This is a genomic window from Bosea sp. RAC05, from assembly GCF_001713455.1.
In the GTDB taxonomy this organism is placed as follows: Bacteria; Pseudomonadota; Alphaproteobacteria; order Rhizobiales; family Beijerinckiaceae; genus Allobosea.
Genome location: NZ_CP016464.1, coordinates 4,393,200 through 4,405,735, shown reverse-complemented (window position 1 = coordinate 4,405,735; position 12,536 = coordinate 4,393,200). Strand labels below are relative to the sequence as shown.

10 protein-coding genes are annotated in these 12,536 nt (G+C 68.5%); 2 read left to right on the top strand and 8 right to left on the bottom strand.

Annotated elements, in window-relative coordinates:
• The first annotated feature begins 47 nt into the window (after positions 1 to 47).
• Positions 48 to 365: a hypothetical protein gene (locus BSY19_RS24395; protein WP_069056425.1), complete on the top strand. Its 318-nt coding sequence runs from the start codon at positions 48 to 50 to the stop codon at positions 363 to 365.
• A gap of 152 nt (positions 366 to 517) precedes the next feature.
• On the opposite strand, the gene iolB is transcribed toward BSY19_RS24395, so the two are convergent.
• The 5 genes from iolB to BSY19_RS24370 all read right to left on the bottom strand — a co-directional run bounded on the left by iolB (position 518) and on the right by BSY19_RS24370 (position 7,447).
• The gene (gene iolB, locus BSY19_RS24390) at positions 518 to 1,315 is read right to left on the bottom strand and encodes a 5-deoxy-glucuronate isomerase (protein ID WP_069056424.1); all 798 of its coding nucleotides are present in this window, start codon (positions 1,313 to 1,315) and stop codon (positions 518 to 520) included.
• A 163-nt stretch (positions 1,316 to 1,478) separates the two neighbouring features.
• Positions 1,479 to 2,363: a myo-inosose-2 dehydratase gene (gene iolE, locus BSY19_RS24385; protein ID WP_069056423.1), complete on the bottom strand. Its 885-nt coding sequence runs from the start codon at positions 2,361 to 2,363 to the stop codon at positions 1,479 to 1,481.
• 118 nt (positions 2,364 to 2,481) lie between these two features.
• On the bottom strand, positions 2,482 to 4,329 hold the full coding sequence (iolD, locus tag BSY19_RS24380) for a 3D-(3,5/4)-trihydroxycyclohexane-1,2-dione acylhydrolase (decyclizing) (protein WP_069056422.1): 1,848 nt from the start codon (positions 4,327 to 4,329) through the stop codon (positions 2,482 to 2,484).
• Between the two features lie 166 nt (positions 4,330 to 4,495).
• Complete coding sequence (locus BSY19_RS24375) at positions 4,496 to 6,430, bottom strand: bifunctional 5-dehydro-2-deoxygluconokinase/5-dehydro-2-deoxyphosphogluconate aldolase (protein ID WP_069056421.1); 1,935 nt, start codon at positions 6,428 to 6,430, stop codon at positions 4,496 to 4,498.
• A gap of 138 nt (positions 6,431 to 6,568) precedes the next feature.
• Positions 6,569 to 7,447, bottom strand: coding sequence for a MurR/RpiR family transcriptional regulator (locus BSY19_RS24370; protein WP_069056420.1), 879 nt, complete (start codon positions 7,445 to 7,447; stop codon positions 6,569 to 6,571).
• A 179-nt stretch (positions 7,448 to 7,626) separates the two neighbouring features.
• On the opposite strand from BSY19_RS24370, the gene BSY19_RS24365 reads away from it, so the two are divergent.
• Positions 7,627 to 8,373 (top strand): aspartate/glutamate racemase family protein, encoded by a 747-nt coding sequence (locus BSY19_RS24365; RefSeq protein WP_069056419.1) that lies wholly within the window; start codon positions 7,627 to 7,629, stop codon positions 8,371 to 8,373.
• Positions 8,374 to 8,544: 171 nt separating this feature from the next.
• Here BSY19_RS24365 and BSY19_RS24360 read toward each other — a convergent pair whose 3' ends face one another.
• From BSY19_RS24360 to BSY19_RS24350, 3 genes are all read right to left on the bottom strand, one after another.
• Positions 8,545 to 9,348, bottom strand: coding sequence for an SDR family NAD(P)-dependent oxidoreductase (locus BSY19_RS24360; protein WP_069056418.1), 804 nt, complete (start codon positions 9,346 to 9,348; stop codon positions 8,545 to 8,547).
• Positions 9,349 to 9,480: 132 nt separating this feature from the next.
• Positions 9,481 to 10,500, bottom strand: a complete 1,020-nt coding sequence (locus BSY19_RS24355) for a TRAP transporter substrate-binding protein (protein ID WP_069056417.1) — start codon at positions 10,498 to 10,500, stop codon at positions 9,481 to 9,483.
• A gap of 69 nt (positions 10,501 to 10,569) precedes the next feature.
• Positions 10,570 to 12,438: a TRAP transporter large permease gene (locus BSY19_RS24350; protein WP_083247811.1), complete on the bottom strand. Its 1,869-nt coding sequence runs from the start codon at positions 12,436 to 12,438 to the stop codon at positions 10,570 to 10,572.
• Between the last annotated feature and the right edge of the window lie 98 nt (positions 12,439 to 12,536).

Below are 12,536 nucleotides of genomic sequence, written 5' to 3'. Positions count from 1 at the left end.
GCGGATCATGGCGCACGATGTTTCGCCACCGCCCGAGGACAGCCTTCATGCCCCGTCTCCCGCTGCTGCCCGCTCTGGCGCTGCCCCTCCTGCTCGGCGCCTGCGCGATCCCGACCGCGCGCTCCAACATCGTCGTGCTGACGGACAACAAGAGCGTGGTCGAGCCCTGCACGAAGCTCGGCGAGATCGACGGCGCCTCGGAGCTGCACGCCGTGCTGATCCTCGACAAGGCGCGCGATGCGGCGCTGGCGCGGCTCAAGACGCGAGGTGCCGACATGGGCGGCACCCATGTCCTCAGCAGCGTCGCCGACATCAAGTGGAAGGGACCGTCGACGACCGGGACGGTCTACAAATGCGGGGTGTGAGGAGGGGCGTCACGGACTGTCTCGCCTCAGGCCGTCATCCTGGACCAGCGGCGCAGCCGCGCAGGCCGGATCCATCATAGAGGACCGGCCCTCCCGATGATGGATCCCGGTCGGCCTTCGGCCGCTCAGGATGACACCTTACAATCGTGGGCTCACAGCTTCGTCAGCCACTCGTGCTCGGCGGCGTTGTGGAACTTCCAGGTCCGCTTCGGGCCGGCCATGACGTTGAGATAATAGAGATCGTAGCCATGGCAGGTGGCGCAGGGGTGGTAGCCCCTGGGCACCAGCACGACGTCGCCATCCTCGATCGCCATGGCCTCGTCCAGGCTGCGGTCGTCGGTGTAGACGCGCTGGAAGCCGAAGCCCTGCGGCGGGTTCAGCCGGTGGTAATAGGTCTCTTCCAGATAGCTTTCGCGCGGCAGGTCGTCCTGGTCGTGCTTGTGCGGCGGATAGCTCGAGGTGTTGCCGGCGGGGGTGATCACCTCGACGACGAGGAGCGAATCCGCCGGCTCGCCCTCTGGGAGGATGTTGGTGACGTGGCGGGTGTTGGAGCCCTTGCCGCGGACCTCCTGGCCGAGCGCATCGGGCGCGATCACCCGCACCGGCAGGCCGCCGCCCAGGCCGGGCGCGGTGCAGACCGCGAGTTCCAGATCCGTGGTCGCGGTCACCGACCAGTCCGCCCCTTGCGGGACATAGACCGACCAGGGCTTGCCCTCGAAGGGGCTCATGCGCTGGCCGAGGGTGCCGAGCGGCTTTCCGCCGGCCGTGACCTCGCCCTTGCCCGTGACGAAGACGAGGCAGGCCTCGCGATCCCCCGTCGCCGCTGACACGCTCTTGCCGGCTTGGAGCCGGTGCAGCTCGAAGCCGACATAGGTCCAGCCGGCGCTCTGCGGCGTGACACGGGTCACGAGCCCTTGGCGGCCGGAGGGGCGGATCTTGAGGTGGGACATGGGGTGCGTCCTTGATGTCTCAAAGCCTGTTGCAGAACACGACCGTCATTCCGGGCAAGCGAAGCGCAGACCCGGATTCCATCGTAGGGTACGATGGCGCTCTATAATGGATTCCGGATCGGCGCCGCTGTCGCGGCTTGTCCGGAATGACGGCGGAGGTTGATCAGCCCAGCCCCGCTTCCTTGACGAAGCGGCTGAGATTGGCGTGGCCGAGCCTGGCGTACGTCTTGGGCTCGGCCTTCTTCGGGTCCTGCTCGGCCTCGACGACGATCCAGCCGGAATAGCCCTGCAGTTCCTTGAGCACGCGGACATAGTCGATCAGTCCGTCGCCCGGCACGGTGTAGACGCCGGCCAGCACCGATTGCAGGAAGGACCAGTCCTCCCTGTTGGACTGCCACATCACCGCCTCGCGGATGTCCTTGCAATGGACATGGTGGATGCGCGCTTTCCAGTGCCTTGCGATGCGGGCGGGATCGCCGCCGCCCCAGGTGGCGTGGCCGGTGTCGAGCAGGAGCCCGACGGCGTCGCCGGTGACGGCCATGAAGCGGTCGATCTCGGATTCGGTCTGCACCACTGTGCCCATATGGTGGTGATAGACGAGCTGGAGGCCGTATTCGGCTTTCAGGCCCTCGGCGAAGTTCGTGTAGCGCGCGCCGAACGACGCCCAGTCGTCCTTTGCCAGCACCGGGCGGGCCGAGAGCGGCTTGGCCATGTCGGAATGGATGGCGTTGGAGGTCTCGGCCGCGATCAGAACGTTGCAGCCCATGTCGCGGAGCAGGGTGGCGTGGGCCTTCGCGGCTTCCATCTCGGCGGCGACGTCGCGGATCAAAAGCTCGGTCGAGTACCAGCCGGAGACGAGCGCATGGCCATGGGCGTCGAGGATCGGCTTCAGCGCCGCGGCGCTGCGCGGGAACTTGTTGCCGAGCTCCATGCCGGTGAAGCCGGCCGTGCGGGCCTCGCTCAGGCAGGTCTCGAGCGGAATGTCGCCGCCAATCTCCAGCATGTCGTCATTCGACCAGCCGATGGGGTTTGCGCCGATGCGGATCATGTGTGGGGTCTTTCTCGTCCATGGTTTGCGTCGTCATTGCGAGCGCAGCGAAGCAATCCAGTCTCGTTGGGCTCTACGCCCCCCTGGATTGCTTCGCTGCGCTCGCAATGACGACCCGTCAATCGCCGATCGTCTGCCGCTTGCGGCGCTCGTCATAGCTTGCTCGCGCGGCGCGGACTTCGGCACGTTCGCTGACCTCCGGCACCGCGACATCCCACCAGGCGCCGCCAGCGCCGGTCGAGACCAGCGGGTCGGTGTCGATGACGACGACCGTGGTGCGGGTGTTTGTCTTCGCCTGGGCGAGCGCGGTTTCCAGCTCCGCGATCGAGCCGGCCTTGAGCGCGATCGCGCCGAGGCTTCCGGCATGGGCGACGAAGTCGATCTCGGGCAGGGTCTCGTGCCGGGCGTCCTTGAGAAGGTTGTTGAAGGAGGCGCTGCCGGTGGCGTTCTGGAGGCGGTTGATGCAGCCGAACCCGCGGTTGTCGAGCAGCACGATGGTGAGCTTGAGCCCGAGCATCACCGAGGTCGCAATCTCGGAGTTCATCATCAGATAGGAGCCGTCGCCGACCATGACGACGACCTCGCGGTCGGGCCGTGCCATCTTGGCGCCGAGCCCGCCGGCAATCTCGTAGCCCATGCAGGAGAAGCCGTATTCGGCGTGGTAGGAGCCGGGCGAGCCCGCCTGCCAGAGCTTGTGCAATTCGCCGGGCAGCCCGCCGGCCGCATGCAGCAGGATGACCTCCGCGCCGAGGCTGCGCTGGACGGCGCCGATGACCTGGGCGTCCGAGGGGAGCGCCGCGTTGGTCGCGGCGGTGACGGCCTGCGCCTCCTTCCGCCACGCCGCCTTGCCGGCCTTGGCGTCGCTGGTCCAGCTGGCGGGGGCCGTCCAGCCACCGAGCGCGTCGCGCAGCTCGGCCAGGCCTTCGCGGGCGTCAGCGACCAGCGGCAAGGCGCGGTGCTTGCCGGCGTCGAAGGCCTGGACGTTGAGGCCGATCACGCTCTTGCCGGCGGCGAAGAGGGCCCAGGAGCCTGTGGTGAAATCCTGCAGGCGCGTGCCCACCGCGAGGATGAGATCGGCCTCCGCGGCGAGGCGGTTGGCGGCGCCTGTGCCGGTGACGCCGATGGCGGCCATGTTCAGCGGCGCGTCATCGGGCAGGGTCGACTTGCCCCCTTGAGTCTCGCAGACGGGGATGCCGGTCTGCGTCGCAAAGCGGGCGAGTTCGTCGCTGGCGCCGGAATAGAGCACGCCGCCGCCGGCCACGATCAGCGGCTTCTTCGCGGCCTTCAGCGCGGCCGCAGCCGCTGCGAGTTCTGCCCGGTCGGGCCGCGGGCGGCGCGGCGTCCAGAGGCGCTCCTCGAAGAAGCTCTCGGGATAGTCATAGGCTTCCGCCTGCACGTCCTGGCAGAGCGCGAGCGTCACCGGGCCGCATTCGGCCGGGTCGGTCAGCACCTGCAAGGCGCGCTGCAGCGCCGGGATGATCTGCTCGGGCCGGGTGATGCGGTCGAAATAGCGCGAGACCGGCTTGAAGCAGTCATTGGCCGAGACCGTGCCGTCGCTGAAATGCTCGACCTGCTGGAGGACGGGATCGGGAATGCGGTTGGCGAAGACGTCGCCGGGCAGCAGCAGCACCGGCAGGCGGTTGACATGGGCGAGCGCCGCAGCCGTCACCAGATTGGTCGCGCCGGGGCCGATCGAGGTCGTCGCCGCCATGAAGCGGCGGCGCATGTTCGTCTTGGCATAGGCGATGGCCGCATGGGCCATGGCCTGCTCGTTATGGGCGCGGAAGGTCGGCAGGCGATCGCGCTCCTGCCAGAGCGCCTCGCCGAGGCCTGCGACATTGCCATGGCCGAAGATCGCCCAGACGCCGCTGAAGATGGGCAGGCGCTGCCCGTCGATCTCGGTCATCTGGCGGCTGAGATAGCGCGTCAGCGCCTGGGCCATGGTGAGGCGGATGGTGGCGGTCATTTCGGTTTCCGACTCTCTGTACGATAACCGGCTGTCATCCCGGGCGACCGGAGGGAGACCCGGGATCCATTCCGGAACCTAACCCGCAAAGGCTCCGGAATGGATCCCGGATCTCCGCTGCGCTCCGTCCGGGATGACCCGCGCGGGTTGGATGTCGGCATGGAGCCTACGCCGCCTTGCGGTCGCGGGTGGCGATCCAGAGTTCGGTCAGCGCGCCAAAGCGGCGGGCCATGTCGGCGATCGCCGCCTCGTCGTCCATGCGGCCGGCAAGCCAGGCCTCGGCGGCGGCCATGAAGATGGTGCGACCGACGGCGAAGCCCTTGACGATGGGGGTGGCGGCCGTGGCGGCGAAGCCGGCCTCGAGCTCCTCGGCGGGGGCGTCGAGCCCGAGCAGCAGCACGCCGCGGCACCAGGGGTCATTGCGGGCGATGGTCTGCTCGATCGCGGCCCAGGCGGCGGGGGAGGCCTGCGGCTCGAGCTTCCACCAGTCGGGCTTGATGCCGAGGCCGTAGAGCTCCTGCATCGCACGGGCGATCGTGTCGGGGCCGAGCGGGCCGTTGCGGCCGGCGATGATCTCGACCAACAATTCGCGGCCGACCTTGCGGGCGGCCTCGAAGAGGGCCCGCAGCGTCTCCTGCTGGGCCTGCTTGAGCGCGGGCTCGTCGTCGGGGTGGTAGAAGCAGAGCGCCTTGATGCAGTGATCGACCGGCCATTCCGGCAGAGCCGAGCCGATGTCCTGGCTGCCCTCGAAGCGCAGCGGCCGCGAGCCCGGCTGCTCGACCGGGCGGCCGAGCCAGGAGAAGGGGTGGCGGGCGAATTCGAACATCGCCTCGCGGCCATGCTTCTCGTCGAGCAGCATGCCGTAGCCCGGCCGGCCGGCCGCGACGCGGGCGGCAGCCTTGACCGCCAGCACCTTGAAGTCGCGGATGCGGGCGGGGTCGGCACTGACCTTCTGCGCGACTTCCTCGAGCTGGGCGCGGTGGTCGCAGGCGAGCGCCATCAGCGAGGGGATGTCGCGGCGCCGCGTCGTCGCCCAGTGGATGTGGTTGATCGCCTCGTCCTTGCGGAGCGCGCGATGCGGGCTGCCGTTCCTGAGGAAGTACTGCAGCTCCGCGAAGGTCGGGCTCTCGGGCGAGCAGAGCAGCCGCGAGACGGCGAAGGCGCCGCAGGCATTGGCCCAGGTCGCGGCCGTCTGCAGGCTCTCGCCGCCGAGCCAGCCGCGCAGGAAGCCGGACATGAAGGCATCGCCCGCGCCCAGCACATTGTAGACCTCGATCGGGAAGCCCTTGCCGATGATGCCGTCCTCGAGATCGTCGGAGATTTCGCCCTCATAGACGATGCAGCCCATCGGGCCGCGCTTGAGCACGATCGTGGCGGGGGTGAGCGCGCGGATCGTCTTCAGCGCCGGCAGCAGCTCGCTCTCGCCCGAGGCGATCAGCACCTCCTCCTCGGTGCCGACGACGAGGTCGCAGCCGGGCAGGACGCTCTTCATCCGCTCGGAGACGGCGACTGATGCGATGTAGCGGTTGTCGCCGGCGGCATGGCCGGCGAGCCCCCAGAGATTGGGGCGGTAGTCGATGTCGAGGATGACCTTGCCGCCCTGCGCCCGCATCAGCCGCATCGCCTTGCGCTGGGCGGCCTCGGTGTTGTGCCTCGCGAAATGGGTGCCGGTGACGACGACGGCGCGGGCTGTGGCGAGGAAGGCCGGGTCGACGTCCTCCTCCTCCAGCGCCATGTCGGCGCAGTTCTCGCGGTAGAACAACAGGGGGAAGGACTTGTCGCTCTCGACCGAGAGGATGGCGAGCGCCGTCAGCCGCTGCGGGTCGGTCTTCAACCCGCCGAGATCGACGCCCTCACGGGCCAGCTGCTCGCGCAGGAAGCGGCCGAACTGCTCGTCGCCGACGCGGGTCAGCAGGGCCGAGCGCAGCCCCAGCCGCGCGGTGCCGATGGCGATGTTGGCCGGGCAACCGCCGACCGATTTGGCGAAGCTGCCGACATCCTCGAGCCGCGAGCCGATCTGCTGGCCGTAGAGATCGACCGATGCGCGCCCGATGGTGATGACGTCGAGCGACGGCGCGGGTCCGCCCTGCGATGCCGCCATGTCGTTCTCCCGCCTCGTCCTGCCCCTGGTCCCGGCTGCGCTGCGCGTTCCGGCGATCCGTCGTTTACGAAATAACAGTTCTACTTTCCAGTCAATTCGGAATGGATGTTCCCGATCTGGACGGCGGAGCCGAGGGCGTCAGGCGGGGCTGCGCGCGCGTCCGCGCGGCTTGCCGGGCTTGCGGTCCCGGCGCGCGTCGCCGATGCCGACAGCGAGCGCCATCGACAGTGCCATGGTGGCCGAGAGCGTGCGGAAGCCGCCGAAATCGGCCTCTGCGACCTCGAACCAGAGCGTCGCGAACTGGACCAGCGGTGAGAAGGCGCTGTCGGTGATGGCGACGACCGGCACGCCGCGCTCCGAGAGCTGGCGGGCCTCATCGATCGTCTCGGCCGCATAGGGCGAGAAGCTGACGGCGAGCGCGACGTCGCGCTGCGTCGCGAAGGAGAGGATCTCGGGGCTCAAGCCCGCAGCCGATTCGACGAGCTGGTTGCGCACGCCGAGCTTGCCCAGCGCATAGGCCATGTAGCTCGCCACCGGGTAGGAGCGCCGCCGCGCCAGGATGAAGACCGTCTCCGCGCCCGCGAGCGCCGCGATGGCGCGGTCGAGCTGCGCCTCGTCGAGCGAGCGGGCCAGAAGGTCGAGCGAGGTGCCCGAGGCGGTCAGGAAGCCCTCGAGGATGCGGTGATTGGCGCCGTTGTCGCCGACATCGGCCCGCAGCGCGCTGAGCCGCTCCTCATAGCTCGAATTGCGCTCGCGCAGGCGCTCGCGGAAGACGCTCTGCAGGCTGGTGAAGCCGTCGAAGCCGAGATGCTGGGCGAAGCGTACCAGCGTCGAGGGCTGGACGCCCGCAGCGTCCGCGATGCTGGCCGCCGTGCCGAAGGCGATCTCGTCGGGATTGTCGAGCGCATAGGCGGCGACCTGGGCGATGCGCTTGGGCAGCGACTGGCGGCGGGCGAGGATCAGCGATCTCAGGCCGTCGAAATCGCGAGGGGCCGCAAGGGCCGTCTCGTCCGTCATGCCATCTCTCTCCCGGCCGCGCGCCGCGCGTCAGCCCTTCTGGCAGCGCGCGCGGAATGGATCAAGTGTTCCAGCGATGGAACGCGCTGCGCCGTGCGCACGATCCGGGCTGGATCGGAGGGCGGCGCCATGGCACGCAGCCTGCAGGCGCGGCGCGCCATCCCGAGAGAGCGAGCCCGATGAAGATCCTGCTGCTGAACCCGAACACCAGCGAGAGCCTGACGACGCGGCTGCTCGCTGCGGCGGTGCAGGTCGTCGGCCCGGACACGCAGATCGTGCCCGCGACCGCGCCGCGCGGGGTCCCCTACATCTCGACGCGGGCGGAGGCGCAGATCGGCGGGGCGATGGCGCTCGAGATGCTGGCGGAGCGGGCGGGGGGCTATGACGCGGCGGTGATCGCGGCCTTCGGCGATCCCGGCCTGTTCGCGGCGCGAGAATTGTTCGAGGTGCCGGTGGTCGGCATGGCGGAGGCGGCAATGCTGACGGCCTGCATGCTCGGCCGGCGCTTCGCCATCGTCACCTTCGCGAGCGCGCTGGGGCCCTGGTATCAGGAATGCGTCGAGATGCATGGCATGGTCGATCGCTGCGCCGGCATCCGCATGCTCGACGGCGCCTTCCGCTCGATCTCCGACGTGCAGGAGGAGAAGGAAGACCTGCTGGTCGCGCTCGCCAACGAGGCGGTCGCGAGCACGCAGGCCGATGTGGTGATCCTGGCCGGGGCGCCGCTGGCGGGGCTGGCGGCGAAGGTTCGCGAGCGCATTCCCGTGCCGGTGATCGACCAGGTCCAGGCGGCGGTGCGGCAGGCGCAGACGCTGGCGCTGCTGCGGCCGCTCAAGGCGCGTACGGGCAGCTTCGCGCGGCCGGCGGGCAAGGAGAGCGTCGGGCTGGCGGGACCGCTGGCGGACTGGATCGCAAGGCGGGGGTAACCGTCGCAACTTGCAGCCAGAACCACCCCCGTCATCCTGGACAAGCCGCGCAGCGGCGCAGGCCGGGATCCATCATCGGGCTCCGCGGCGCCCGATGATGGATCCCGGTCGGCCTTTGGCCGCCCAGGATGACGGCGCGTTTCAGAGCATGATCGGAATGACGGCAGACCTCTACCCCACCCCGCTCGCGCCGCAGGTCTGGCCGCCGTCGACCGGCAGGCAGACGCCGGTGATGAACTTCGCCTCGTCGGAGGCGAGGAAGACGGCGGCGTTGGCGATGTCCCAGGCGGTGCCCATCTTGCCCATCGGCACGAGCGCGTCGCGGGCGGCGACCATCTCCTCGACGGAGGGGTACTGCGCCGAGATCTGCTTGTAGATCATCGGCGTGTCGATCAGGCCCGGCATGATGCAGTTCGCCCGGATGCCTTGCCTTGCGTATTGCATGGCGAGCGCCACCGTCGCCTGGTTCACGGCCGCCTTGGTCGCGTAATAGGCGAAATAGGGATAGCCGACCCAGCGGATCGCGGCGATCGATGAAATGTTGACGATCGCGCCGCCGCCGCCGGCCAGCATATGCGGGATCACGGCCTTGGAGCAGCGATAGACCGGGCCGAGATTGAGGTCGATCGCCGCCTGGAACTGCTCTTCCGACAATTCGACCGGGCCGCCCATATGGGTGACGCCGACATTGTTGTGGAGGATGTTGATGCGGCCGAAGCGCGTCATCGTCGCGGCCACGGCTGAGTCGATCGAGGCCTGCCGCGTGACGTCGGCGGCCAGCGCGATGGCGATGCCACCCTCGCCATTGATGATCGCCGCGGTCTCCTCGGCCGCCGCCTGGCTGATGTCGATGCAGGCGATGCGGGCGCCCTCGCGGGCGAAGGCGACAGCCGCCGCCTTGCCATTGCCCCAGCCCTCGCCGGAGGAGCCGGCGCCGAAGACGATGGCGATCTTGCCCTTGAGCCGGTCGGCCATGGTGGACGCTCTTCGATCAGTTGGAGAAACGGGCCGTCATTGCGAGGAGGCGCAGCCGACGAAGCAATCCAGAGCGGCAGAGCGCTTCAGTCTGGATTGCTTCGCTGCGCTCGCAATGACGGCTGAGCAGCCTCAGCTCAGCGAGCCGCCGACGGCCTTCTCGAGGATCGCCCAGGCCTCGTCGCCATACTTCTTCTTCCACTCGGCGTAGAAGCCGGCCTTGCGCAGGGCGTCGCGGAAGGGGTCGGCCTTGGTCTCGTTGAAGACCATGCCCTTGGACGTCAGGTCGTCGCGCAGGCCGGCATTGAGCTTGGCGACGTCGGCGCGCTCCAGCTCAGCGGCGGCGTTGAGGTTCTTGGCGACGATGGCGCGCAGATCCTCCGGCAGACGCTCCCAGGCGCGGCGGTTGCCGAGGAACCAGAAGCCGTCCCACATGTGGTTGGTCAGCGAGCAGAACTTCTGCACCTCGAAGAGCTTGGCGGTCGAGATGATCGCCAGCGGGTTTTCCTGTGCGTCGACGATCTTGGTCTGCAGCGCGGTGTAGACCTCGGCGAAGTTGATGCTGGCGGGGGCCGACTGGAAGGCGGTGAACATCGAGGTCCAGAGCGGCGAGACCGGCACGCGGATCTTCAGGCCCTTGAGGTCGTCGGGGGTGCTGATCGGGCCCTTGGACGAGGTCATCTGGCGGAAGCCATTGTCCCAGATCTTGTCCATGACGACGAGGTTGGCCTTGCCGATCTGGCCGCGCACATAGCTGCCGAGCTCGCCGTCCATGGCCTTCCAGACGGCGTCATAGTTCGGGAAGGCGAAGCCGATGCCCGAGACCGAGGCGTTGGGCACCAGGGTCGAGAGGATCAGCGGCGAGAGCGTGAAGAACTCGACGCCGCCGGAGCGGACCTGGCTCAGCATGTCGGTGTCGGAGCCGAGCTGGTTGTTCGGGAAGATCTGGATGACGACGCGGCCGTTGGTCTCGGCCTTGATCTTCTCGACCGCCTCGTTGGCGCGCACGTTCAGCGGGTGCGCCAACGGCAGGTTGTTGGCGTATTTGTAGGAGAATTCAGGCGTCTGCGCGAAGGCGGAACCGATGTGGAAGGTGCCGATCGCCGAGGTGGCGGCGGTGCCCTGGAGCAGGGTGCGGCGTGAGATGGTCATGGTCGTTTCTCCCTGTGGTTTATTGTGGTGGTCTTGTTCGACGAACCGGTGGCGTGGCGGCGGTCTTCTTCACAGCACCCAGGTCGAGAGGCCGGGCACGAAGGCGATGACGAGCAGGCCCGCGAGCAGCGCGATCAGATAGGGCCAGATCGCGCCCATCGCCTCGTCGGGCGAGACGTTGCCGATCTTGCAGGCGATGTAGAAGCCGATGCCGATCGGCGGGGTCATCAGGCCGATGTTCATCGCGGTGACCACCACCATCGAATAATGCACGTCGTTGATGCCGAGGCTCTTGGCAATCGGGAACATCAGCGGCGCCATCAGCACGATCGCGGGAAGCCCCTCGAGCACGCAACCCAGCACCAGGAACACGACGATCGTCACCACCATGAAGGTCAGCCAGCCGCCGGGCAGTCCGGTCATGAAGGTCGCGAGGTCGCGGGCGAAGCCGGTCTGCGTCAGGGCCCAGGCCATGGCGAGCGCGGTGCCGAGGATCATCAGGATGGCGCCCGAGAGGGCCGCCGTCTCGACGAACATCGCGTAGAATTTGCGCCGGCTGATGCCGCCGTAGAGCACCATGCCGATGATCAGCGCGTAGAGCACTGCGATGGTCGAGACTTCCGTGGCGGTGGCGACGCCGCCGCCGACCGCCGCACGGATGATGAAGGGCAGCACCAAAGCGGGGCCCGCGATCAGCGCGGTCTTGCCGATGACCGAGAGCGAGAGCCGGCGCACGCCCGCGAGGTCCTCATGGCGTGCCTTCCAGCGCGCGAGGATGGCGAGCGCCAGCAGCAGCACCATGGCGATGGCGAAGCCGGCGTTGAACAGGCCGGCGATCGAGACGCCGGCGACGGAGCCCAGCACGATCAGCACGATCGAGGGCGGCACCGTGTCGGCCATGGCCGCGCCGGTGGAGAGCAGCGCGATCAGCTCCTTGGGCTTGTAGCCGCGCCGCTTCATCTCCGGAAACAGCGCGGGCGCCACCGTTGCCATGTCCGAGACCTTCGAGCCGGAAATGCCCGAGACCAGGAAGAGCGAGCCGAGCAGGACATAGGACATGCCGGCACGGACATGGCCGAGCATGGAGGCGAGGAAGTCCACGATCGCCTTGCCCATGCCGGTGGCGTCGAGGATGCAGCCGAGCAGCACGAAGATCGGCACCGAGAGCAGGATGATGCTCGACATGCCCTCGTCCATGCGGCCGACCATCACCAGCATCGGCACATTGGTCGAGAAGACGAGGAAGCACAGGGTGCCCATGCCGAAGCAGAAGGCGATCGGCACGCCGGCGACCAGGCAGAGCGCGACGACAACGACGAGGAAGATCAGGATGTTGCCGTAGCCCAGCCCCTTCAGCGTCGGCGTCAGCCACCAGAAGGCGGCGCCGATGGCGAGGATCAGCGCCGCCGCCAGGACGAGATCGCGCAGCGTCGAGGTGCGCCAGGCGTGGCGCAACGCCAGCAGCGACATCAGGACGATGCCCGTTGCGAGCGCCGAGACGCGCCAGCTGTTGGGAATGTTGAGCGCGGCCGAGGTGACGTAGCTTTCCTCGATCGCATAGTCGATCGCCGGGTAGATCATCGCCAAGAGGAAGGCGGCGACGACGAGCAGCGCGAAGCTGTTGGCGAAGCCGCGCAGGCGCTCCGGCATCATGCCGATGAAGAGCGTCAGCCGCAGATGCTCGTTGCGGTCGATCGCGATCGCGGAGCCGAGCATGGCCAGCCAGAGGAAGGAGATCGAGGCGACCTCGTCGATCCAGATCACCGGCAGCGAAAAGACGTAGCGCGAGGTGACGCCGAGCAGCAGGACACCGATGATCAGCGCGACGAGGCCGGCGGCGACCGCCTCGACCGGGCGCATGAAGGGCGAGCCCGGGCGGACATCCTCGAGCTCCGCGATGGCCTCGGGCAGGGCGATCCTGTCGGCGACGTCGACCATGGCGGTGCTCAGCGCCAGCAGCGCGCGACGGCCAGGCCGACCGGCGACGTCACGGTTGCGGGCGTGGGGCCGGACCCCTCGCAGGGTGCCTGCGTCGA